Annotated in this window: 22 protein-coding genes and 1 riboswitch; of the genes, 1 reads left to right on the top strand and 21 read right to left on the bottom strand. The window is 68.7% G+C overall.

Going from position 1 to position 23,607, the window contains the following annotated elements; translation table 11 throughout:
- Positions 1 to 32: 32 nt before the first annotated feature.
- From infB to rimP, 4 genes are all read right to left on the bottom strand, one after another.
- Positions 33 to 2,951: a translation initiation factor IF-2 gene (infB, locus tag RF646_RS10055; RefSeq protein WP_368835887.1), complete on the bottom strand. Its 2,919-nt coding sequence runs from the start codon at positions 2,949 to 2,951 to the stop codon at positions 33 to 35.
- 116 nt (positions 2,952 to 3,067) lie between these two features.
- The gene (locus RF646_RS10050; protein WP_368835886.1) at positions 3,068 to 3,400 is read right to left on the bottom strand and encodes a YlxR family protein; all 333 of its coding nucleotides are present in this window, start codon (positions 3,398 to 3,400) and stop codon (positions 3,068 to 3,070) included.
- A gap of 125 nt (positions 3,401 to 3,525) precedes the next feature.
- Entirely contained in the window at positions 3,526 to 4,503 is a 978-nt protein-coding gene (nusA, locus tag RF646_RS10045; protein ID WP_368835885.1) for a transcription termination factor NusA, read from the bottom strand.
- Positions 4,504 to 4,648: 145 nt separating this feature from the next.
- Positions 4,649 to 5,140 carry a ribosome maturation factor RimP gene (gene rimP, locus RF646_RS10040; protein ID WP_368835884.1) on the bottom strand — a complete coding sequence of 164 codons (492 nt, stop codon included), beginning with the start codon at positions 5,138 to 5,140 and terminating at the stop codon, positions 4,649 to 4,651.
- Between the two features lie 96 nt (positions 5,141 to 5,236).
- Here rimP and RF646_RS10035 point away from each other — a divergent pair, with 96 nt between their 5' ends.
- The gene (locus RF646_RS10035) at positions 5,237 to 6,193 is read left to right on the top strand and encodes a hypothetical protein (RefSeq protein WP_368835883.1); all 957 of its coding nucleotides are present in this window, start codon (positions 5,237 to 5,239) and stop codon (positions 6,191 to 6,193) included.
- A 19-nt stretch (positions 6,194 to 6,212) separates the two neighbouring features.
- Here the strand turns inward: RF646_RS10035 and RF646_RS10030 are convergent, their stop codons facing one another.
- From RF646_RS10030 to rpsB, 17 genes are all read right to left on the bottom strand, one after another.
- Positions 6,213 to 7,019 (bottom strand): TSUP family transporter, encoded by an 807-nt coding sequence (locus RF646_RS10030; protein WP_035963513.1) that lies wholly within the window; start codon positions 7,017 to 7,019, stop codon positions 6,213 to 6,215.
- A 21-nt stretch (positions 7,020 to 7,040) separates the two neighbouring features.
- The gene (locus tag RF646_RS10025; RefSeq protein WP_368835882.1) at positions 7,041 to 8,867 is read right to left on the bottom strand and encodes a proline--tRNA ligase; all 1,827 of its coding nucleotides are present in this window, start codon (positions 8,865 to 8,867) and stop codon (positions 7,041 to 7,043) included.
- Positions 8,868 to 8,965: 98 nt separating this feature from the next.
- A complete protein-coding gene (locus tag RF646_RS10020; RefSeq protein ID WP_085106667.1) occupies positions 8,966 to 9,826 on the bottom strand; it encodes a GNAT family N-acetyltransferase in 861 nt (286 codons plus the stop codon).
- Positions 9,823 to 10,989: a flavodoxin-dependent (E)-4-hydroxy-3-methylbut-2-enyl-diphosphate synthase gene (gene ispG / locus RF646_RS10015; protein ID WP_085106666.1), complete on the bottom strand. Its 1,167-nt coding sequence runs from the start codon at positions 10,987 to 10,989 to the stop codon at positions 9,823 to 9,825. The genes RF646_RS10020 and ispG overlap by 4 nt, the downstream gene beginning before the upstream one ends.
- A 175-nt stretch (positions 10,990 to 11,164) precedes the next feature.
- The gene (locus tag RF646_RS10010) at positions 11,165 to 11,821 is read right to left on the bottom strand and encodes a methionine ABC transporter permease (protein WP_035963525.1); all 657 of its coding nucleotides are present in this window, start codon (positions 11,819 to 11,821) and stop codon (positions 11,165 to 11,167) included.
- Positions 11,821 to 12,873 (bottom strand): methionine ABC transporter ATP-binding protein, encoded by a 1,053-nt coding sequence (locus RF646_RS10005; protein ID WP_035963527.1) that lies wholly within the window; start codon positions 12,871 to 12,873, stop codon positions 11,821 to 11,823. Before RF646_RS10005 ends, RF646_RS10010 begins: the two co-directional genes overlap by 1 nt.
- Positions 12,870 to 13,754 carry a MetQ/NlpA family ABC transporter substrate-binding protein gene (locus RF646_RS10000; protein WP_167318668.1) on the bottom strand — a complete coding sequence of 295 codons (885 nt, stop codon included), beginning with the start codon at positions 13,752 to 13,754 and terminating at the stop codon, positions 12,870 to 12,872. The genes RF646_RS10005 and RF646_RS10000 overlap by 4 nt, the downstream gene beginning before the upstream one ends.
- 95 nt (positions 13,755 to 13,849) lie before the next feature.
- Positions 13,850 to 13,964, bottom strand: a riboswitch (SAM riboswitch).
- 53 nt (positions 13,965 to 14,017) lie between these two features.
- A complete protein-coding gene (dxr, locus tag RF646_RS09995) occupies positions 14,018 to 15,277 on the bottom strand; it encodes a 1-deoxy-D-xylulose-5-phosphate reductoisomerase (protein WP_167319175.1) in 1,260 nt (419 codons plus the stop codon).
- A gap of 162 nt (positions 15,278 to 15,439) precedes the next feature.
- The gene (locus RF646_RS09990) at positions 15,440 to 15,703 is read right to left on the bottom strand and encodes a GlsB/YeaQ/YmgE family stress response membrane protein (protein ID WP_035963529.1); all 264 of its coding nucleotides are present in this window, start codon (positions 15,701 to 15,703) and stop codon (positions 15,440 to 15,442) included.
- Between the two features lie 162 nt (positions 15,704 to 15,865).
- Positions 15,866 to 17,506, bottom strand: a complete 1,641-nt coding sequence (locus tag RF646_RS09985) for a cation acetate symporter (RefSeq protein ID WP_085106662.1) — start codon at positions 17,504 to 17,506, stop codon at positions 15,866 to 15,868.
- Positions 17,503 to 17,892: a DUF485 domain-containing protein gene (locus RF646_RS09980; protein WP_193519692.1), complete on the bottom strand. Its 390-nt coding sequence runs from the start codon at positions 17,890 to 17,892 to the stop codon at positions 17,503 to 17,505. Before RF646_RS09980 ends, RF646_RS09985 begins: the two co-directional genes overlap by 4 nt.
- A gap of 161 nt (positions 17,893 to 18,053) precedes the next feature.
- Positions 18,054 to 18,794 (bottom strand): DivIVA domain-containing protein, encoded by a 741-nt coding sequence (locus RF646_RS09975; RefSeq protein WP_368835881.1) that lies wholly within the window; start codon positions 18,792 to 18,794, stop codon positions 18,054 to 18,056.
- An 85-nt stretch (positions 18,795 to 18,879) separates the two neighbouring features.
- The gene (locus RF646_RS09970; RefSeq protein WP_368835880.1) at positions 18,880 to 19,854 is read right to left on the bottom strand and encodes a phosphatidate cytidylyltransferase; all 975 of its coding nucleotides are present in this window, start codon (positions 19,852 to 19,854) and stop codon (positions 18,880 to 18,882) included.
- Complete coding sequence (frr, locus tag RF646_RS09965) at positions 19,854 to 20,411, bottom strand: ribosome recycling factor (protein WP_368835879.1); 558 nt, start codon at positions 20,409 to 20,411, stop codon at positions 19,854 to 19,856. The genes RF646_RS09970 and frr overlap by 1 nt, the downstream gene beginning before the upstream one ends.
- A gap of 119 nt (positions 20,412 to 20,530) precedes the next feature.
- Entirely contained in the window at positions 20,531 to 21,307 is a 777-nt protein-coding gene (gene pyrH / locus RF646_RS09960) for a UMP kinase (protein WP_368835878.1), read from the bottom strand.
- Between the two features lie 201 nt (positions 21,308 to 21,508).
- Positions 21,509 to 22,339 (bottom strand): translation elongation factor Ts, encoded by an 831-nt coding sequence (gene tsf / locus RF646_RS09955; protein WP_368835877.1) that lies wholly within the window; start codon positions 22,337 to 22,339, stop codon positions 21,509 to 21,511.
- Positions 22,340 to 22,453: 114 nt separating this feature from the next.
- On the bottom strand, positions 22,454 to 23,311 hold the full coding sequence (gene rpsB / locus RF646_RS09950; RefSeq protein WP_064846725.1) for a 30S ribosomal protein S2: 858 nt from the start codon (positions 23,309 to 23,311) through the stop codon (positions 22,454 to 22,456).
- Between the last annotated feature and the right edge of the window lie 296 nt (positions 23,312 to 23,607).

The following is a 23,607-nucleotide window of genomic DNA, read 5'->3' as shown; positions in this document are numbered from 1 at the left end:
GCTCGCGTGAGTGCACCGGCCGCGGGGACCCGTCAGTCGCGCGGCTTCTCGCGCATCTCCCAGGTCTCGATGAGGTCGCCCTCGCGGATGTCGTTGAAGGAACCGAGTCCGATACCGCACTCGTAACCCTCTCGCACCTCGGTGGCGTCGTCCTTGAACCGGCGCAGCGAATCGATGGTGAGGTTGTCCTGCACCACGTTGCCGTCGCGCACCAGGCGGGCCTTGCCGTTGCGGCGCACCACACCCTTGGTGATGTACGCACCGGCGATGTTGCCCCACTTGGACGAGCGGAAGACCTCGCGGATCTCGGCGGTACCGAGCTCCACCTCCTCGTACTCCGGCTTGAGCATGCCCTTGAGCGCGCTCTCGACGTCGTCGATCGCGTTGTAGATCACGGAGTAGAACTTCATCTCCACGCCCTCGCGCTCGGCCAGGTCCGTCACGCGCTCGGCGGGACGAACGTTGAAGCCGATGATCACGGCGTTGTCCACCGTGGCCAGGTTGACGTCGTTCTGGGTGATCGCGCCCACGCCGCGGTGGATGACCCGCAGCTGGACCTCTTCGCCCACGTCGATCTTGAGCAGCGAGTCCTCGAGCGCCTCCACGGCACCGGACACGTCACCCTTGATGATGAGGTTGAGGGTGTCGATCTTGCCCTCGGCCACGGCCTCGTCGAAGGACTCGAGCGTGATCCGCTTGCGGCGCTTGGCGAGTTGGGCATTGCGGTCCGCGGCCTCACGCTTCTCGGCGATCTGACGCGCGGTGCGCTCCTCCTGGGTGGCCAGGAACGTGTCACCCGCGCGCGGCACGGAGGACAGACCCAGCACCTGCACCGGGCGGGACGGCAGCGCCGCCTCCACGGTGCGGCCCATCTCGTCGAACATGGCACGCACGCGACCGTACGCGGCACCGGCCACGATCGAATCGCCCACGGTGAGCGTGCCGGACTGGACCAGCACGGTGCACACCGCACCGCGGCCCTTGTCCAGGTTGGCTTCGATGGCGACGCCGCGGGCGTTCTTGTCCGGGTTCGCCTGCAGTTCCAGAGCGCCGTCCGCCGTGAGCACGATGGCGTCCAGCAAGTCGTCGATGTGCAGGTTCTCGCGGGCGGAGACGTCCACGAACATGGTGTCGCCGCCGTACTCCTCGGGCACCAGGCCGTACTCGGTGAGCTGACCGCGGATCTTCTCCGGGTTGGCGTCCGGCTTGTCGACCTTGTTCACGGCCACCACGATCGGCACGTTCGCCGCCTGGGCGTGGTTGAGCGCCTCGACGGTCTGCGGCATCACGCCGTCGTCCGCGGCGACCACGAGCACGGCGATGTCCGTGACCTGCGCGCCACGGGCACGCATCGCGGTGAACGCCTCGTGACCCGGGGTGTCGATGAACGTGATGAGCCGTTCCTGACCGTCCACCTCGGTGGAGATCTGGTACGCACCGATGTGCTGGGTGATGCCGCCGGCCTCACCCTCGATCACCTTGGTGTTACGGATCGCGTCCAGCAGGCGGGTCTTACCGTGGTCCACGTGACCCATGACGGTGACCACCGGCGGGCGCGGTGCCAGGACGTCCTCGCCTTCAGCCTCCAGTTCCGCCTCGAGGTCGATGTCGAAGGACTCGAGCAGCTCGCGCTCCTCGTCCTCCGGGGAGACCACCTGGATCTGGTAGCCGAGCTCGGCACCCAGCAGCTGGAAGGTGTCCTCGTCCAGGGACTGGGTCTGCGTGGCCATCTCACCCAGGTGGATGAGCACGGTCACGAGCGACGCCGGGTTCGCGTTGATCTTCTCCGCGAAGTCCATGAGCGAGGCACCGCGGCGCAGCCGCACCACAGTGCTGCCGTCGCCGTGGGGAACCGACACGCCGCCAACGGCGGGTGCGCTCATCTGCTCGAGTTCCTGGCGCTTCGCCCGCTTCGACTTGCGGTGCTTGCCGCGGGCACCACCGCGACCGAAGGCACCTTGCGTGCCACCGCGGCCACCGCGGCCGCGGAAACCACCGCCGCCACCGGCACCACCACCGCCGGCGCCACCACCGCGGCGGGGTCCCCCACCGGGTGCCGGGCGGCTACCGATCGGGGCCACACCCGTGGTGTGACCGGGCATCATGTTCGGCGAGGGGCGGGGTCCACCGGGACGGGGGCCGCCCTGACCCGTTCGCGGTGCACCGGGACGGGGCGCACCGGGACGCGGGCCACCCTGGCCCGCCTGAGCGGGACGGGGGGCACCCGGACGGGGACCACCGGGACGGGGGCCGCCCTGACCGGCATTGCTCGAGCGCATCCCCTGCTGGGACGCGAACGGGTTGTTACCGGGACGCGGTGCTCCGGGCTTGGCCGAGCGCTGCTGGCCGGGGCGCGGCGCACGCTGACCACCGTCGGAACCGCGGCCCATGCCCTGCTGGGACGCGAACGGGTTGTTCCCCGGACGCGGTGCGGACTGACCCGGCTTGGCACTACCGGGCTTGGGGGCATTGGCACGGGGGCCTGGGGTCGCCGCACTGCGCGGCGTGGCCGAGTCGGAGGCAGCGGGCTTGGAGGCAGCGGGCTTCGCGACCGGGGTCTCGGAGGCCTGGGGCTCGGACGCCGACTTCGCGGGGGCCTTGGGGGCACCCGGGGTCGGCGCGGCGGATCCGGCAACGGGCTTGGCCGCGGCGTCGGAACCGGCGGGCTTGGACTGGACTCTGCCTCCGGGCTTGGGCTCGGAGGACTTCTCCGCGGGCTTCCTGGCGCCCTGCTGCGCGGGCTTGCCGGAGTTGCCGCCAGCGGAGTTCTTGGACTGCGCGGCGGAATCGCCACCGGCGGGGTACGCCGAACGCAGCTTCTTGGCCACGGGTGGTTCCACCGTGGAGGACGCTCCGCGAACAAATTCGCCGAGTTCCTGAAGTTTGGAAATAGCTTCCTTGGACGTGATTCCGAGCTCTTTGGCGAGCTCGTGGACACGGGGCTTGGCCACTGTTCTCCTGTCTCGGTCCGCACCGAAACAGGTACGAACCGCTTATTTTCCGTTGACGTGGCCACCGGACGCACATGTGCGTCCCGCGTGGCCGCGGGTTGAGTACTCGAAGGCACTCATCGGCCGGCACTCATCGGTTTTCCATGGGCTTTTGACTCGCTTTCCTGGTGTTCGTCCTCCTGCACCGGCAGGAGGACGCGCAGCTGTTGCTCGAGGTCGTCCGTGGTCACGGCGGTACGGAACGAGCGATGGAACGCCCGTTTGCGCACCGCGGTGGCAACGCACTGCCGGGTGGCGTGCACCCAGGCTCCTCGGCCTCCCGCTCGGCGGTGAAGATCCGCCACGACCCGGGGGCCCTGCGGTGTGTCCTCCATCGTCACGCGGACGAGTTGATCAGGGGGGCTCACCTCTCGGCACCCCACACAGGTACGAAGACTGTTGACGCTCATCCCCGCTCCTCATGACCCGTCGTCCGGTTTTCAGGCGGCACGGAACCGCGCGGAAGGACGATGGTCGACCTGATCAGAGCAAAGTCTAGCGCGCCGCGCGGGATTCCCCCGAATCCTGGGGGTGTTCAGCGATCCGTCGCGCGGGATTCGGGGACGATGTCGATGCGCCACCCCGTGAGCCGCGCGGCCAGGCGGGCGTTCTGCCCCTCCTTGCCGATCGCGAGGGACAGCTGGGCGTCCGGGACGACGGCGCGCGCGGAACGGGCACCCTCGTCCAGCACGTTCACCCGGGACACCCGTGCCGGGGACAGGGCGTTGCCGATGAACCGGGCGGGATCGTTCGAGTAGTCGATGATGTCGATCTTCTCGTCTCCGAGCTCGTTCATCACCGCGCGCACGCGCGAACCCATGTCACCGATGCACGCGCCCTTGGCGTTGGCCCCGGGGCGCTTGGCGGCCACGGCCATCTTCGTGCGGTGCCCGGCCTCGCGCGCCAGGGTCACGATCTCCACGGAACCGTCCGCGATCTCGGGGACCTCCATCTCGAACAGTCGGCGCACCAGATCCGGGTGGGAGCGGGACAGCGTGATGGACGGGCCCTTGAACCCGCGCTTGGCCTCCACGACGAACGCGCGGATCCGCTGACCGTGCTCGTAACGCTCCCCGGGGACCTGCTCGTGCGGCGGCAGCAGTCCCTCCACGGTGCCCAGGTTCACCTGGACCATCTTGGGGTTGTTGCCCTGCTGGATCTGACCGGAGACGAGTTCCCCCTCGCGGCCCTTGAAGTGACCCAGGACGTTGTCGTCCTCGACGTCGCGCAGTTTCTGCAGGATGACCTGGCGCGCGGTCGCGGCGGCGATACGACCGAAACCGGACGGGGTGTCGTCGAACTCGCCCACCCGCTCGTCGTTCTCGTCCAGCTCGGGAGCCCAGATGGTCACGTGTCCACTGCGACGATCGACCTCGGCACGGGCGCCGTTGATGGCCCCCGGCGAGCGCATGTACGCGAGCAGCAGGGCCTGTTCGATCGTGGGGATCAGCACGTCCACGGGGATGTCGCGCTCGCGTTCCAGCAAGCGCAGGGTGCTCATGTCGATGTCCATGTGTCCGGCCTTCCTTCGCACCACGCGGGGGTTCCGCACCGTATTCGGGGCCGAGAACCAAACAGCGCGCCGCACGCGGGGTGCGGAGCGCTGCTGCATGGGTCTGTCTCGTGTTCTTCCGGCTATCGTACATCCCGCGGGGACGTCAGATCTCCACCTCCACCTTGGCACCGCGCACGTCCACGTAGGCCACGCGCTCGGGGTCCAGGTACTTCACCGGCATTCCCTTCTTGGGTTGGTGCCAGCGCTGGACCACGGCGTGGTCCTCGTGCGCCTCGAGCAGCCGCGCCGAGTAGCGCTCCCCCTCCGCGGGCCGGATCCGCACGAGGTGACCCACGCTGCGCCGCCAGTGCCGCGGCGTCTCCAGGTCGCGCGTGGCCCCCGGCGAGGACACCTCGAGTTCGTAGGGCGGGCCGGGCACGGGGTCGTCACGGTCCAGGGCGTCGGAGACCTGCCGCGCCACCTCCGCCACGCGGTCCAGGCTCAGCGAGTCCGTACCGTCCGGCAGGTCCACGAGCACGCGTAGCGTTCGGTTCCCGCCCTGGCCCGTGAACTCGCACTGTTCCAGGAAGAGCCCGGCGGCCTCGACCACCGGTTCCACGCTCGCGCGGATGCGCGCCTCGTCCATTGTCGTCATGTCCGTCCTCCTCGTGCGGCTCGCGGGGTCACCGCGCCGCGTTCGTCCTGCGTGCTGCTCCCTATCATGGAACAGACCCGTCCCCCGGAGGAATTCGTGAGTTCTCGCCCGCCCGCACCTCCCGCCCGCGCCTGGCGCGTCCTGGCCGAGGCGCTCACCCTGGCCCTGGTGCTCGTGCTCGCCGCGGGTTCGTGGGCTCGTTGGCGTTCGTTGTCCGACGACGACGCCGCACGCCTCGGCGCGCGCGCGACCGTCGCCTCCGTGCGCACGGACCTGCACCCCGATCCCTCGGTCCTTCCCGACGCCGTCCTGGCGGATCAGGAGGCCGCGTTCGGTCCGGCGGCAACTCCCTCCCAGGCCCGCCACCTCGAGGCACGCGGTACCGGGGCCCCGCCGAGTTCACTGGCCGACGCCGCAGCCTGGCTCGAGGACGTCGCCAGGACCTCGCCGAACGGGGAGCTAGCGGCCACCGCCGCGAGCGTCGCGGCGTCGTGGTGGGCGGCGGAGCCACCGCCGGCTGGCGCGGACCCCACCGCACGCCGAACAGAAGAGAGCGAGACGGGTTCGGGGGCCGGTTCCCCCGCGGCATCGAAAGTACCCACCAAGGAAGGGGACGGCGGGGACACCGACGACGACGCGGCGTCGTCGTGCGAACCTGCGCAGCTCGCCGCGGTCACGGCCCTGGACCGTGCGCGGTTCACCGCCGAGGCGGCCGCTGCGCGGATCCCGGCCGACGCCGCACAGAGGGGCACCATGGACGCGGTCACGGACACGCTCGATGCCACGCTGCGTGAGCCGGCGGTGACTCCGATGTTGTCGTGCGATCCCGCACCCGTCGCGGGCGGTCACGTCCTGCCCGCCGGCTTCGCGGAGGACCCCACCCGAGCGGTGGGCGGGACACTGCGCGAGGCGAGCGCCGCCCTCGTGTCCGCCGTGGGGGCGTCGTCGCCCGAGGACCGGGACTGGCTGCTCACGGCGCTGCTGGAGACGGCCGTCGCAGCGCAGCGCCTGGACCCCGAACACCCGGTGCCCGCCCTGCCGGGGAGGGACTGACGCGCGGCGCACGCGCCGGTCAGCGACCCGTGAGGACGTCCCACCCGAGCTTGGCGATCAACACCGTGACCACCGTGAAGAAGACCACGCGGATGAACGCGCTGCCCCGGGCCACCGCGGTGCGTGCGCCGAGGTAACCCCCGGCCATGTTGCTGAGCCCGAGCACGAGACCTAGCCCCCACAGGACGGAACCGTGCGCCGCGAAGACCGCGATGGCGCCGACGTTCGTGGCCAGGTTGACGATCTTGGCCTTCGCGCTCGCCGCGAGGAAGCTGTAGCCCAGTAACGATACGAGCCCGATGATCAGGAACGACCCCGTTCCCGGGCCCATGACGCCGTCGTAGAAACCGATCAGGGCGCCCAGCGCGACAGCCAGTCCGTAGTGCCGCGCGCCGGTGTGTCGCAGCGCGGTGAGCTGACCCATGGACGGCTTGGCCACCGTGAACACGAGCACGGCGATCAGCGCGAGCACGATGATCGGCTTGAACACCGCGGCCGGGAGTGTGGCGGCCACGGCCGCACCCGCCCCCGACGCGACGAGGGCCACGACGGCCATGGGCAGCGCGGTGCGCAGGTCCGGGTGGATACGACGGTAGAACGTCACCGCGGACGTGGTCGTGCCGAAGACCGAGCCCATCTTGTTCGTCGCGAGCGCCTGGACCGGTGTGATGCCCGGGATCAGCAGCATCACGGGCAGTTGGAGCAACCCTCCACCGCCCACCACGGCGTCGATGAACCCCGCGGCGAAACCCGTGAGCACCAGCAGCACGACGAAGCCGGAGGCGGCGGAGTCCAGACCGGAGCCCGCGAGGGAGGACAGGTCCATGACGGAACACCCGGGCCGGGACTACAGGGTGTCGTCCGCGGGGGTGTCCGATCCGCGCAGTTCGGCGGTGAGTTCGGCAACCACGTCATCGCGCGCGATGTCCCGGGACTGCCCGCTGCGGCGGTCCTTGAGCTCGAGCATCCCGTCCTTGAGCCCGCGGCCCACCACGAGCACGGTGGGTACGCCCAGCAGCTCGGCGTCGCCGAACTTCACACCCGGGGAGACCTTGGGACGGTCGTCGAACAGGACGCTGATCCCGGCGTCCTCGAGGTGCGCGACGATCTCCTCCGCGGCCTCGAGCACCTCCGTGCCCTTGCCCGTGGCCACCACGTGGACGTCCGCGGGGCTGAGGTCGCGCGGCCACAACAGGCCCTTGTCGTCGTGGTAGAACTCCGCCACAGCCGCGAGCGCGCGGGTCACGCCCACACCGTAGGAGCCCATGGTCACGGTCACGAGTTTGCCGTTGCTGTCCAGCACCCTGAGCCCGAGGGCATCGGCGTACTTGCGCCCGAGCTGGAAGACGTGGCCCATCTCCATGCCACGCGCGATCTCGAGGGGCCCGGAACCGTCCGGTGCGGGGTCCCCGTCACGCACGGTGCAAGCCTCGAGGGTGCCGTCCCACGTGAAGTCGCGCTCGGCGACCAGGTGGTAGACGTGGGTCTCGGCCACGTTCGCGCCGGTGATCCACGAGGTGCCCGGCACCACGCGGGGGTCCACGAAGTACGGGATGCCCGTGCGGGACGCGGAACCGAGCAGGGCGTCGTCGCGGCTCAGACCCGGACCGATGTAGCCCTTGACGAGTTCGGGCACGGCACGCAGCTCGTCCTCGGTCGCGGCGGCGACCTCGAGTTCACCGCCCTGTCCGAGGGCCTCACCGATCCCGGCTTCCACGCGCTTGAGGTCCACGTCGCGGTCCCCGGGAACGCCCACGGCCACGAGCTGACGCTTACCACCGGGCAACGAGACGGACAGCACGACGTTCTTGAGCGTGTCCGCGGCGGTCCACGGCTCGCCTTCGCGGGGGTGCAACTCGTTGGAGCGCTCCACAAGCGTCTCGATCGTGGGGCTCGCGGGGGTGCGGTGCACTTGGGCCGCAGGAGCGTCCGCGTAGTCGATCGGTTCCGGGACCACCGTCGTCACGGCTTCCACGTTCGCGGCGTAGCCTCCAGCCGAGCGCACGAAGGTGTCCTCACCCACGGACGAGGGGTGCATGAACTCCTCGGACCGGGATCCGCCCATGGCCCCCGAGGTCGCGGACACGGCCACGACCGGCAGGCCGAGGCGTTCGAAGATCCGCACGTACGCCGCGCGGTGCTTGGCGTAGGACTCGTCCAACCCCGCGTCGTCGATGTCGAACGAGTAGGAGTCCTTCATGATGAACTCCCGCCCGCGCAGCAGACCCGCGCGGGGGCGGGCTTCGTCCCGGTACTTGGTCTGGATCTGGTACAGCGAGACCGGGAGGTCCTTGTAGGACGAGTAAAGATCCTTCACGAGCAGCGTGAACATCTCCTCGTGCGTGGGCGCGAGCAGGTAGTCCGCGCCCTTGCGGTCCTGCAGCCGGAAAAGGTTCTCACCGTACTCGGTCCAGCGGTTGGTGGCCTCGTAGGGTTCGCGCGGCAACAGCGCCGGGAAGTGCACCTCCTGGGCGCCGATCGCGTTCATCTCCTCGCGCACGATCCGCTCGACCTTTCCCAGGACGTTCAGCCCCAGGGGCAACCACGTGTAGATCCCGGGCGCCGCGCGGCGGATGTACCCGGCGCGCACCAGGAGCTTGTGGCTGTCCACGTCTGCGTCCACGGGGTCTTCGCGCAGCGTGCGCAGGAACAAGGAACTCAGGCGAAGGGGCATGAAGGGATCCTATCCACCCGTGAAGGGAACGATCGAAGCGGCGGGTATCCCCGCGAGTCTATCGCTGCGCGGCACCGGCGCACGCCGGGCCCGGGGGCTCACAGGAGGACCGTGGCGAAATCCCCGTGCCGCCGGAAACCCACTCGGCGGTATGTGGCCAGGGCGGGTGCGTTGAACGAGTTCACGTAGAGGCTCACGGTCGGGACGTACTGCCGGGCGAGCGCCACGGTCGCGGCCATACACGGCACGGCCAGTCCCCTCCCCCGGTACTCGGGGTCCACCCACACGCCCTGGATCTGGCACACGGACCCGTGCAGCGACCCGATGTCCGCCTTGAAGATCACGGTGCCGTGCTCGTCGGTGAGCACCGCGGTCCTGCGATCGCGCACGAGGGAGCGCACTCGCTGGCGGTAACCCTCCGCCCCGGTGGTGAAGGGGGAGTACCCCACTTCCTCGGTGAACATGGCCGCGGCCGCGGGCAGCACGCGAGGGAAGTCCTCGTCCTGCGCCCATCGCACATCGCGGGCGGGCCCCGTGAACAACTCGGGTGCGGGATCACGGTCCATCACGAGCAGCGGTTGCACGGGACGGACGTCGAAGGGTTCGGGCCACGTGTCCCGCAATCGTTCCCACAGTCCGAGCACAGGATCTGCGGGACCGAAGAACGAGGCGAAGCGGGGCCCGCCGCGGGCCAGGACGTCCGCGACGAGGTCCGTCCCGGTCTGGTCGAGCACCACGGGGACCACGTTGGTTCCCGCCCAGCACGCGCCCACGAGCTCGCCGGAGGAGTCCACCACACCGATCACGGGCGGCTGCCGCCGACCGCGGGCGGCCCGGATCCGGGCCACGTGCGCCGCGACGAACACCCCGGACACCGCGTGCCGCGCCAGCAGGCGGTCCAGTGCCGACTGGTTCACGGCGGCGGGTGAGAGCACCCGCGGGGCGCGGCGCAGGCTCACCCGGCGGTCACGACCGGCGCGCCCTCGACCGGCTGGCCGTTCTCGTCCAATTCCATGCTCTCGGCCATCTCGTTGGCCTGGGCGAGCAGGGTCTCCACGATCTGGTCCTCGGGAACGGTCTTGATGACCTCACCGCGCACGAAGATCTGGCCCTTACCGTTGCCCGAGGCCACGCCCAGGTCCGCTTCGCGGGCTTCCCCCGGGCCGTTGACGACGCAGCCCATCACGGCCACGCGCAGCGGCACGGTCAGGTGGGCCAGGCCCTCGTTGACCTCCTCGGCGAGCTTGTAGACGTCCACCTGCGCGCGCCCGCACGAGGGGCACGAGACGATCTCGAGCTTGCGCGGGCGCAGCCCAAGCGACTGCAGGATCTGATTGCCCACCTTGACCTCTTCGACCGGAGGCGCGGACAGGGACACGCGGATGGTGTCCCCGATGCCCTGACCGAGCAGGATGCCGAAGGCGGTCGCGGACTTGACGGTGCCCTGCAGGGCCGGGCCGGCCTCGGTGACACCCAGGTGCAGCGGCCAGTCCCCGCGCTCGGCGAGCAACTGGTAGGCGCGCACCATGGTCACGGGGTCGTTGTGCTTGACGGAGATCTTGAAGTCGTGGAAGTCGTGCTCCTCGAACAGCGAGGCCTCCCACACGGCGGACTCCACGAGCGCCTCCGGGGTGGCCTTGCCGTACTTCTGCAGCAGGCGCTTGTCCAGGGAGCCCGCGTTCACGCCGATCCGAATGGACACGCCCGCGGCCTCCGCCGCACGGGAGATGCCCTCGATCTGGTCGTCGAACTGGCGGATGTTGCCCGGGTTCACGCGCACACCGGCGCACCCGGCGTCGATCGCGGCGTAGACGTACTTGGGCTGGAAGTGGATGTCCGCGATCACCGGGATCGGGGACTTCATGGCGATGATGGGCAGGGCGTCGGCGTCGTCCTGGGACGGGCACGCCACCCGCACGATGTCGCAACCGGCGGCGTTGAGCTCGGCGATCTGCTGCAGCGTGGCGTTGATGTCCGTGGTGGGGGTCGTGGTCATCGACTGGACGCTGATCGGGTGCTCCGACCCCACACCCACCGAACCCACCTGGATCTGGCGGGTCTTGCGCCGGGGCGAGAGCACCGGTTGGGGCGCGGCGGGCATACCGAGATTGACCGAGGTCACGAATTGCCTCCCAAGGAAGTGGCGTCCGGGGCCCGTGACGCGCGCCCCGCGATGTTGCACTGTCCATTGTGCCCCACTCCTCCCACGTGCTACAGCCGCACGTGATGCGCCGAACACGACGCCGCCCCCGGAATGTTCCGGGGGCGGCGTCGCCATGGTACGGGGCGCGTGAGCGTCAGCGTCGCATGATCCTGCGCGCGAGCCAGTTGCCGAAGAACTGCACGAGCTGGACCAGGATGATGATCACGATCACCGCGGCCCACGTGACCTGGTCGTTGAAGCGCTGATAGCCCAGGCGCAACGCGAAGTCACCCAGACCGCCGGCACCGATCGCACCGGCCATCGCGGACATGTCCGTGATGCCGATGACCAGGAACGTGTACCCCAGCACGAGCGGGCCGAGCGCCTCCGGCAGGATTACCGTGGTGATGATCTTCCAGCGCGAGACCCCCATGGACCGCGCGGCCTCGATCACCCCGGGATCCACCGTCATGAGGTTCTGCTCCACGATGCGGGCCACCGCGAACGTAGCGCCGATGGTCATGGTGAAGATCGCGGCGTTGGGGCCCAGGCGCGTGCCCACGACCGATTCCGTGACCTGACCCAGGGCGGCCAGCAGGATGATGAACGGGATGGGACGCACGAAGTTCACCAGGAGGTTCAGCGCGGTGAACAGTGGACCGTTCTCCAGGATGCTGCCCCGCCGGGTCACGTAGAGCCCCATACCCACGGCCAGGCCGATGAGCCCGGCCAGCACAAGGGTCACGGAGACCATATACAGCGTCTGCCCGGTTGCGTCCAGCAACTGCGGGCCCAGAGCAGACCACTCCATCACTCACTCACCTCCCGCACCGTGGTGACGGCGCGCAGACTCTCGACGGCGCGGTCCACGGACTCGTCCGAACCGGTCAGGGACAGCGTGAGCGTTCCGAAGGACTGTGACTGCAGGATGGAGATCCCCCCGAAGGCGATGTTAAAGCTGACACCGTCACGGGCGGCGTCCGAGAGCACGTCCCCGATCCGGTTCTGGTCGGTGACGTCCACCAGCACGAGCCGCCCGGGGTGTTCCCGGCGCAGCTTCTCGATCTCGTCCGCGCGCGGCACGGTGCGCATGACCGAGGAGACGAACTTGCGCGTGGTCTGCGCCCGCGGGTGGGCGAAGACCTCCGCGGTGGTCCCGGTCTCCACCACACGACCGCTGTCCATCACGGCCACGCGGTCCGCGGTGGCCCGCACCACGTCCATCTCGTGGGTGATCAACACGATGGTGATCCCCAGCTCACGGTTGACGCGCTTGAGCAGACCCAGGACCTCCTGGGTGGTCTCCGGGTCCAACGCCGAGGTGGACTCGTCCGCGAGCAGCAGTTCGGGATTGCTCGCGAGCGCGCGGGCGATCCCCACGCGCTGCTTCTGACCACCCGAGAGCTGCTCGGGGTAGTTCCCGGCGCGCTCGGTCAAGCCCACGAACTCCAACAGTTCCGCGACCCGCGCCTTGCGTTCCTCGGGCTTCCACCCGGCACGCTTGAGCGGGTAATCGATGTTGCCCGCCACTGTGCGTGACGTGAACAGGTTGAACTGCTGGAAGATCATCCCGATCTTGCGGCGGATGGGCGCCAGCTGGGATTCGCTGCGCCCGTCCACACGGTTACCGGCGACCTCGAGCGTCCCGGACGAGATGGGTTCCAGGCCGTTGATCAGCCGCACGAGGGTGGATTTGCCCGCCCCCGAGTAGCCGATCACCGCGAAGATCTCACCGCGGCGGATGTCCAGGTCCACGGAGTCCACCGCGGTCACGGTGCGCGGGCGGCGTTTGGACCCCGTGACGAAGACCTTGCTCACGTCCCGGAAACTGACCAGGGTGTCCGCCGTGGCGGACGGGCTCACTTGGTCTGCTCCTTGAGGTCCTGCGAGTAGCGGGCCAGCAAGTCCTTGAGCTCCTGCTGATCCACCTTGGTGGGCACCGCGGTGCCCTTGGTCTCGGTCTTCTCCGCGTCCTGGACCTTGTCGTCGTAGTAGAAGCTCGCGACCTTCTTCAGGGTCTCGTTGTCCGCGTTCGCCTCGGTCGCGGCGAAGAGGTTGTCGTACACCTTGGCGCTGTCCGCGGTGGGATCGTCCTGAGCCAGCGCGGACTTGGGATCGATGTTCGCGCGGTCCAGGAAGTCGTTGTTGACCACGGAGGCGGCCACGGAGTCCATGGACAGCACGGTCTGCTCGGCGGAGACCGGGCGGACCGTGACCTTGGACTTGGCGGTGTCGATGTCCTGCTCGGTGGGGGCGATCGTGTCCTTGGTGAACTCCACGAGACCCTGCTGGTGCAAGAGGTTCAGGGCGCGGGACAGGTTGATCGAGTCGTTCGGCACGGCGATCTCGTCACCCTGCTTGAAGTCACCCACGGATTTCACGCTCTTGGAGTACAGCCCCAGCGGGAAGATGGACGTGGAGCCCACGGGAGTGATGGTGTCCCCGGCGTTGTTGTTGTAATCGGCGAGGTACGCGATGTGCTGGAACCAGTTCATGTCGATGTCACCGCTCTTCAGAGCGGGGTTCGGCTGGCTGTAGTCACTGAAGTCCACGTACTCGACCGTGATGTCGTTGTCCGCGGCGACCTGCTTCAACGCTTCCTGCACAGGGGTCGAGCCCACGATCCCGACGGTGATCTTGCCGTCCGCGGCCGGGTCCGAGTTTTCGGAGCCGCCGCCGCACGCGGTGAGGGTGAGGCCCAGGGTGGTGGCCAACACGACGGGAATCAAACGCTTGGTTCGCATGATCATGCCTTTCCAGGGGTCTGTGACGGGGACTCGCGGGGCGAACAGTCCCCCCTGGATGAGGGCACAGGGACGGGTACGTGCTGATTTCCGGGGAACCGCACTTGCCGTGATCTGTTGCAACCGCGACCGGATGGTCATCTGGGGCACCCCGCTACGGGAGAGGGTTGCCGTCCGGCCAGCCAGAGCTACGCGCCGGATCTCGTCATCCACCCGGAATTCTAGCATGGCCCTGCCATGGGCCGACGACCGCCGGAAGGGCCCTATGCCATCCCGGCGATACGTTCGTCCGCGCGGGCCCGGGCCCACTCCTCCGCCCCCAGGACGTCCTCAAGGGTGGGCCGCGTGACGCCGTCGTGATCCTCCAGCACACGCTCGACCATGTCCACGATCTGCGTGAAGCCGAGCGCCCCGCGGTGGAACGCGTGCACGGCCTGCTCGTTGGCGGCGTTGAACACCGCGGGCCACGTCCCGCCGCGCGAACCCGCGTGCTTCATGAGCTCCACGGCGGGGAACACCTGCGAATCGAGCGGTTCGAACGTCCACTGTGCGGCCCGGGTCCAGTCGCACCCCGCGGCGGCACCGGTCACGCGGTGGGGCCAGCCGATTCCGAGCGCGATGGGCAGGCGCATGTCCGGCGGGGACGCCTGCGCCAGGGTGGATCCGTCCACGAACTCCACCATGGAGTGCACGACCGATTGCGGATGCACCGTGACGTCGATCCGGTCCAGGGGGACGTCGAACAGTAGGCTCGCCTCGAGCACCTCCAGTGCCTTGTTGACCATGGTCGCGGAGTTCGTGGTGACCATGACCCCCATGTCCCACGTGGGGTGCTGCAGGGCCTGTTCGGGTGTCACGCGCGTGAGCTGCTCGCGCGTCATGCCGCGGAACGGTCCGCCGGACGCCGTGAGCACGAGCCGGCGCACCTCGGAGGCCGTCCCGGAGCGCAGGGCCTGGGCGATCGCCGAGTGTTCGGAGTCCACGGGGATCAGCGCGTCCTCGAGGCCCGTGTCCGCCGCGGCGCGCAACACGAGCGGACCGCCCGCGATCAGGGACTCCTTGTTCGCGAGCGCCACCCGCCGACCCGCTCCCAGCGCCGCCAGGGTGGGTGCGAGCCCGATGCTCCCGGTGATCCCGTTCAGCACGAGGTCCGAACCCTCCCACTGCGCGATCCGGGTTGCAGCGTCCGGCCCGTACAGGACCTCGGGCGCCGCCGACGACGCCGCGCGTGACCGGTCCGCGATCAGCTCACGCAACCGGGCGGCGTCGTCCGCCGTACCGCTCGTGCCCACCGCACGGACACCGAACGTCACGGCCTGCTGAGCGAGCAGCTCGAGGTGACCCGCGCCCGCGGCGAGCGCCACGACCTCGAAGGGCTCGTGGGTGGCATCCGAGACGGGCCGGCGCAGCCCCGCGGCCTCGGACACGACGTCGAGCGCCTGCGTCCCGATGGATCCCGTGGACCCCAGGATCACGAGGCGCCGGGGGGCCTGCCGGGTGGCGGAGTCGAGATCGGGGGTCATGCCGGTGGAGGAAGTCATGACCCCAGTATCGCGTGAGCGCCGGACCCCGCACGCACGACACCGAGCACACGACTCCGGACGCACGACACGGGAGATACGACAAGGGCGCCACCCGGAGGTGACGCCCTTGTGTGGAAGTCCCGTTCAGGACCCACGGGTGATTCAGCGACGGCGGCCGACGACGGCGCCGTAGATGAGCAGCACGATGATCGCGCCGATCACGGACGTGATGATCGTGCCGATGCTGAAGCTGTTGATCCCGTCGCTCAGGCCGGGGATGAAGCTACCCAGCCAGCCGCCCAGGAAGGCCCCCACGATGCCGAGGATGATGGTGACGATGATCCCGCCACCCTGCTTGCCCGGAAGGATCAGCTTGGCGAGCGCGCCGGCGATCAGACCGAGGATGATCCAGCTAATGATGCCCATTTCTCCACCTCTGGTTCTCGTTGTGCGCGTTTGCGGTGTTCCGCAACCGCACGTGGTCAGCGAACTGGTTCACAGTGTAGTACCAGACACCAACGCTACACGGGCCGCCGCGTCCGAATGAAACCGGACACGGCGGCCCGTGTCAAGGGGCGGTGAACCAGGTCAGTGCGAGACTGCCCTCTCCGCTCCCACTCCCGTGAGGGAACGCACTTCCATCTCGGACTGCTTGCGCGGGTCCTCCGGCCGGCGCTCGCTGAGCGAGCCCAGGAAACCGAGCAGGAAGGACGCCGGGATCGAGATGATGCCGGGGTTGGACAGCGGGTAGAACGCGAAGTCCGCGCCGGGGATCATGGAGGTCTCCGATCCGGACATCACCGGGGAGAAGATAATGAGCACCACGGAGATGATCAGCCCGCCGTACATGGACAATACCGCGCCGCGCGTGGTGAAGCGCTTCCAGTAGAGCGAGTAGAGGATGGTGGGCAGATTGGCGGAGGCCGCCACCGCGAAGGCGAGGGCCACGAGGAACGCCACGTTTTGACCCTGCGCGCCAATGCCGCCGGCGACCGAGATCAGGCCGATGACCACCACGGTGGTCTTGGCCACCCGCAGTTCCTGACGCGGGTCCGAGGTGCCCTTCTTGATCACGGACGTGTAGATGTCGTGTGCGAAGGACGCGGAGGCCGTGATGGCCAGACCGGCGACCACGGCGAGGATCGTGGCGAACGCGACCGCCGCAATCAGACCCATGAGGATGGACCCGCCGAGTTCGTACGCGAGCAACGGAGCCGCCGAGTTCACACCACCAGGCGCGCCCTTGATCCGGTCCGCACCGATCAGCGCGGCCGCACCGAACCCGAGCACCAGGGTGAAGAGGTAGAACAGGCCGATCAGAGTGATCGCCCAAACCACGGACTTGCGGGCCTCCTTGGCGGTGGGCACCGTGTAGAAGCGCATGAGCACGTGCGGCAGGCCGGCGGCACCCAGGACGAGGGCCAGACCCAGCGAGATGAAGTCCAGCTTGGAGATCTCGCTCACGCCGTACTTCAGCCCGGGATCGAGCATCGCGGGGTTGTTGTTCGTCTCCACGGCCGCGCCGAGCATGGTCGAGAAATTGAACCCGAACAAGGCCAGGATCCACACGGTCATCACGGCCACGCCGGATACGAGCAGGCACGCCTTGATGATTTGCACCCATGTGGTGCCCTTCATGCCGCCCACGAGCACGTAGACGATCATGATGACGCCCACGATCACGATCACCAGGGACTGCCCGGCCCGGGAGCCGATCCCCAGCAGCAGGGACACCAGGGCCCCCGCCCCGGCCATTTGCGCCAGGAGGTAGAAGAACGTCACGGCCAGGGTTGAGATGGACGCCGCGACCCGCACGGGCCTCTGCCGCAATCGGAACGACAGCACGTCCGCCATGGTGAACTTGCCGGTGTTGCGCAGCGGCTCGGCGATCAGTAGCAGGGCCACGAGCCACGCGACGAAGAAGCCGATCGAGTACAGGAACCCGTCGTAGCCCTGCAGGGCGATCGCGCCCACGATGCCCAGGAACGACGCCGCGGAGAGGTAGTCACCCGCGATGGCCAGACCGTTCTGGGTCCCGGAGAACGAGCGCCCACCCGCGTAGTAGTCCGCGGCCGTGGCGGTGGACTTGGACGCCCGGATCACGACCACGAGCGTCACGAGCACAAACGCCAGGAAGATCGAGATATTGATCGCGGGGTTGCCCACGGTGGACGTGGCGGCCTCCGCCAGGTGCACCGCGGGTGTCGAGAGGGCGGGGACGGCGATCATGGCCGGGCCTCCTGGTGGTCGCCGGCCCGGTGGCCGGAAGTGGATTCGAGGTCCTCACGCAACGCGGTGGCCTGCGGATCGAGCTTGCGGTTGGCGAAGCTCACGTACGCGGCAGTGATCCCGAATGTGGTGACGAACTGCAACAGACCCAGGATCAGACCCAGGTTGACGTTGCCCACGACCCGCGTGGACATGAAGCCCGGCGCGTAGATGGCGAGGACCACGTAGAGCAGGTACCAGACCAGGAACGCGATGGCCAGGGGGAAGACGAAGGATCGGTGGGTCGAGCGCAGCCGTTGGAACTCGTGCGAACGCTGGACCGCGGGGAAGTCGATGCCCTGGGTTGCCGTGGAACCGTTGGGGTCGACAGGGGGCGTGGACGCCATGTGTGCCTCCTTGTGTGATGATCACCACAGTACGCACTGTGTATCCAATGACACAAGACATGTCCGTCACAACGTCGAAAAACCCCTGAAATCCGCGGTTTGGTTAGCCCACCTTATAATTTTGATCGATCTGTGTATACATTCGGCGTCATGGCGCGCCGCTACGGCCGCATGGCCAGGACAAACTCCACGGCCCGGTCCAGAAACGCGTCCACCTGTTGTTCCTCGTAGCTGCGCTGACCCTGGGCGGATCGAAAGACCGCCGTCCTCACGAGCCGCGGGTCCACCTCGGGTTCACCGCGCAACGCGTCCATGAGCCGGTCGCACAGCACGTCCACGTCCGCCGCCGCGTAACCCAGCGTGCGGTGCGAACTCGGCCGGCGGAAGCGTTCACCGTGCGGGCGGTTGAGCCGCCCCAGCAACAGCCCGGCCAACAGCTCCAGGTGCTCCTCCCAGCGCCGGGCGCCGTGCTCGGCCACGAACGCGGCCTTCTCGCGCGCGAACAGCTCGTCCTCCACGGCGTCCAGATGGGCGTCCACCGCTCCGGGGTCGTAACCGCCCTTAACGCGGTCGAACACGCGCTCGCGCACCTGCCGGCTGCCCAGCCGACGACGCCGCTGCACCGCCTCCGCGCTCTCGGGTTCACGGTCCGCGTCGGTCGCCCCGGCGGTGTCCGCGGACGCAGCAGAGTCCTCGGCGGTGACGGGGTCCGTGACATCGGCCGGGTCAACGACCGGCTCAGCGACCGTCCCGGGGCCCGCGACCGGGTCCGCGTGGCCACCGGGGGCAGGCGGCGTCGTATGCATGACCGCGGCGAGGCGGTCCAGGAAGTCGTCCACCTGGGCGGGGTCGTAACCCCAGGCCCGCTCGCCGAGGCGATCGAAACGTTGCTGAGTACTCATACCCGCCCTTCCGCGGCCGGGACGCGACCCGCGAGGGGCGGCGTCCGTGCGTCCCGGGCGCACGGGCGGTCGGCCCGCGACCGCGTCACCCCAGGACGGTGAACAGTTCGAAGATCACGTAGCCGGTGATCACGGCGAAGACGATGGAGTCGATGCGATCCATCACTCCGCCGTGACCAGGCAGCAGGGTCCCCATGTCCTTGATCCCGATCTCCCGCTTGATCATGGACTCGGAGAAGTCGCCCACGGTGGCCACGACGACGATCGCGACCGCCAGGACCGCGCCCTGCCACCACGGCATCTCCACGAGGAAGAGCGCGCACAGCACGCCCACGACCACGGCACCGCCCACGGATCCGCCGAAACCCTCCCACGACTTCTTGGGAGAGATCTTGGGTGCCATGGGGTGTTTGCCCCATACGACCCCCACCGCGTAGCCGAAGGTATCGGAGCTGACGGCCAGCAGGATGATCGTGAGGACCTTGTGGGGTCCGTCCGGGGAATGGTAGAGCAGCACCGCCGTACTCAGCAGGAACGAGGCCCACACGAGCGCGAACACCGAGCCCATGATGGACAGCATCATCCCCTGCTTGGGCCCGAAGGCCCGCCACACCACCACGAGTGTCACGGCGAGCACGAGCGCCATGGACAACGCCTCCGCCCCGCCGAAGAACGCCGCGAGCGGCATGAGCACCGCCGCGATCACCGCGGGGACCTGCGGGATCTGCACGCCCTTGTAGGTCAGTGACCGCGCGATCTCCCACACCCCGATACCCGCCGCGGTCCCGGCCAGCAGGGCCAGTACGAGCGGGACGAAGAACAGCCCCGTGACGAGCGCGCCGATGAGCACGACGGCCACGGCCACGGCGGCCGGGAGGTTACGGCCCGCCCGCGAGGGGGCCTTGTGCTCGGTGCTGCGCTGTAAGGGGCGGGTGAGGACCTGCCGCAGCGATCCCGTGGTGACCAGGGGGTCGTGCGCCCGCCCCTGCTCCCCCGCCGGGGCGGGAGACGGCGGGCGGGTGTCGCGGTGCGGGGAGCCGGGGGAATCAGCCGATGCCATCAGGCGCCGAGCAGTTCGGCTTCCTTGTTCTTAAGCAGATCGTCGATCTGGTCGATGTGCTTCTTGGTCGCAGCGTCCAGGTCCTTCTCGCCGCGCTTGCCGTCGTCCTCGCCGACCTCGCCGTCCTTGACGAGCTTCTCGATGGCCTCCTTAGCGTGGCGGCGCACGTTGCGCACGGACACCCGGCCCTCTTCCGCCTTGTTCGAGACGATCTTCACGTACTCCTTGCGGCGCTCCTCGGTGAGCTCGGGCATGACCACGCGAATCACGTTGCCGTCGTTGGCGGGGTTCGCGCCGATGTCCGAGTCCCGCAAGGCCTTCTCGATGTCGTTGAGAGCGCTGCGGTCGTAGGGGGTGATCAGCAGGGTGCGGGCCTCGGGGGTCTGGAACGACGCGAGCTGCTGCAGCGGGGTGGGCGTGCCGTAGTACTCCACGAGCAGGCTCGAGAACAGCGCCGGGTTGGCCCGGCCGGTACGAACCGTGGCGAAGTCCGTCTTGGCGGCGTCCACCGCCTTACCCATCTTGGTCGTGGCATCCGAGAGGACATCTGAAATCACGGGTGTTTCTCCTTATGAGCTGGCCGGCCGGCGGTACTGACGCCGGTGGCGACGATTCGTTCTCCCCACTCTAACGGGCAGGGGGCGGCTGGTCGCGCGATGCGACGGCCCGCGAGACCTTACGGGGTGACCAGGGTCCCGATCTCCTCGCCCAGCACCGCGCGGGTCACGTTGCCCGCGCCCTCCATGCCGAACACGCGCATGGTCACGTTGTTGTCGCGGCACAGCGCGAACGCGGTCTGGTCCATCACGCGGATGTCGCGCGCGATTGCCTGGTCGTATGTGAGGCTCGCGAGACGCTGCGCGTCCGGGTCCTTACGCGGGTCCGCGGTGTAGACGCCGTCCACACCGTTCTTGGCCATGAGGACCTCGCTCGCGTGCACCTCCAGGGCGCGCTGCGCAGCCACGGTGTCCGTGGAGAAGTAGGGCAGGCCCGCACCCGCACCGAAGATCACCACGCGGTCCTTCTCCATGTGGCGGATCGCGCGGCGGGGGATGTAGGTCTCCGCGACCTGCTCCATCTTGATGGCGGACTGCACGCGCGTGTCCACGCCGCACTGCTCCAGGAAGTCCTGCAGCGCCAGGCAGTTCATCACGGTGCCCAGCATGCCCATGTAGTCGGCGCGCGAACGGTCCATCCCGGCCTGGGAGAGCTCCGCGCCGCGGAAGAAGTTGCCGCCACCGACCACCACGGAGGTCTCCACGCGGCCCACGGTCGCGGCGATCTGCTCGGCGATCTCACGCACCACCGAGGTGTCCACGCCCACGCTGCCGCCACCGAAGACCTCGCCCGAGAGCTTGAGCAGGACCCTGCGACGTGCCGGTTCGGTGCGCCACAGCTGCCGGTCCCCGCCGAGGGCCTCGTCCTGGGGTTCCGATTCGATGATGCTGGGCATGGATCCTCCCGGGGGGCCGATTCGTGGTCATGAGGCGGCCCGCCCGTGGCAGACCGCCCTCCAGCATACAGAAGCGGCGGGGCACCCCCGGTCCCCCAGTGGTGCCCCGCCGCTTCAGTGCGGGACGCGTGACGGTCTCCCGTCGAGACGTCGCTGTGGGCCTCACGTGCTCGGCGCACGCGGGACCCCGCGAACGGGTGCTCAGGCCCCCACGCGGAACCGCGCGAAAGCGGTGGCGGTGGCGCCAGCCTCGGACAGCACCTGGCCCACGGACTTCTTGGCGTCCTTGGCGAAGTCCTGGTCCACGAGCACGACGTCCTTGTAGTAGCCCTTCAGGCGACCCTGGACGATGTTCGGGATGATCTTCTCGGGCTTGCCCTCGTTGCGAGCGGTTTCCTCCGCGACGCGCTTCTCGTTCTCCACGGTCTCCGCGGGGACGTCCTCCTCGGAGAGGAAGGACGGGGACATCGCGGCGATGTGCACGGCAACGTCGTGCGCGGCGGTCTCGGCGTCAGCACCGGACACGGCCAGCAGGACACCCACCTGGGCGGGCAGGTCCTTGGAGGTCTTGTGCAGGTACACGGCCACGTGATCACCGGCGACACGGGCCACACGACGCACGACGACCTTCTCGCCCAACAGCGCACCGGTCTCGGTCACGAGATCGGAGATGGTCTTGCCGTCCGCCTGGGCGGCCAGCAGGGACTCGAGGTCCGCGGCGTCGGAGGCCACGGCGGCGTCGAGCACCTTGTTGCCGAACTCCACGAACGGGGCAGACTTGGCCACGAAGTCGGTCTCGGAGTTGACCTCGACCATGTAGCCCACGTTGTTCTCGGTGCGGGCCACAATCATGCCCTCGGCGGTCGAGCGACCCTCGCGCTTGGTCACACCCTTGAGGCCCTTGACGCGGATGATCTCCTGGGCCTTCTGGGCGTCACCGTCGGCCTCGTCCAGGGCCTTCTTGACGTCCAGCATCCCGGCACCCGTGCGCTCGCGCAGGGCCTTGATGTCGGCAGCGGTGTAGTTCGCCATGTGAACTCCTCTGTTGTCGGTTCGTCCGTGCCGGGCGCCTCAGGACGTCCGGCACGGTTCCGGTCACCACGATGGGTCACCGGGAAGAATGGAAGGTGAACTCGCTCACCGGCCTCACTCGGCGGCGGGGGCGTCCTTCTGCTCGGTCTCGGCGGGCTGCTCGGCGGCGGGCGCGGCCTGCTCGGCCGGGGCCGCCTGCTCGGCGGTCTGCTCGTTGTGCTGTTCCAGCAGCTCGCGCTCCCACTCGGCCATGGGCTCCTCGGCGGCGTTGGACTTGCCGTTGTTGCGCTCCATGAGGCCCTCGGCCACGGCGTCGGCGATCACGCGGGTGAGCAGTGAGACGGAGCGGATGGAGTCGTCGTTACCCGGGATCGGGAACGCGACCTCGTCCGGATCGCAGTTGGTGTCGAGGATCGCGACGATCGGCACGCCGAGCTTCTGCGCCTCGTCCACCGCGAGATGCTCCTTCTTGGTGTCCACGATCCAGACCAGGGACGGGGTCTTGGTGAGGTTGCGGATGCCGCCGAGCGTGCGCTCCAGCTTCTCCTTCTCGCGGCGCAGCAGCAGCAATTCCTTCTTGGTGTACTGCGAGCCCGCGACGTCGTCGAAGTCGACCTCTTCCAGTTCCTTCATGCGGTCGATCCGCTTGGAGACCGTCTGGAAGTTGGTGAGCATGCCACCGAGCCAACGGTGGTTCACGTAGGGCATGCCCACGCGGGTCGCCTGCTCGGCGATCGCTTCCTGCGCCTGCTTCTTGGTGCCGACGAAGAGGATGGTTCCGCCGTGGGCCACGGTCGACTTGACGGCCTCGTAGGCCTTGTCGATGAAGCCCAGCGACTGCTGCAGGTCGATGATGTAGATGCCGTTGCGCTCGGTGAAGATGAAGCGCTTCATCTTCGGGTTCCAGCGACGGGTCTGGTGGCCGAAGTGGACGCCGTTGTCGAGCATCTGGCGCATGGTAACGACAGGCATGTCGTCTCCTCATGAATAATGGACGGCCCGCGGGCCGTCTCGGTGTTTACGGTTGTCGACCGGCCGTGCCGGTCCCTGGCGCGATTCGTGAGTCCTACTCGTGGAGCAGGCTCCCGTGGTTCCATACCGCGACCACCCGGTAACCGGGGCCTCGGACCGAGGACCACGCACCCGGGCGGACCATGTCCGCCGTGGGTTCCCTCGCGCGCGAAGTCAGCCATCCCGCATTGGCGCGCACCCGCGAGCGGGCACGGTGAACCAATGGCAGAGTGACTGCACCCTGTAGGATACAGCAT

Origin of the sequence: Kocuria sp. CPCC 205261 (genome assembly GCF_040981025.1) — a bacterium.
GTDB lineage: Bacteria > Actinomycetota > Actinomycetes > Actinomycetales > Micrococcaceae > Kocuria > Kocuria marina.
The sequence above is the reverse complement of the archived record's forward strand: the minus strand, read 5'-3'. Positions and strand labels throughout refer to the sequence as shown.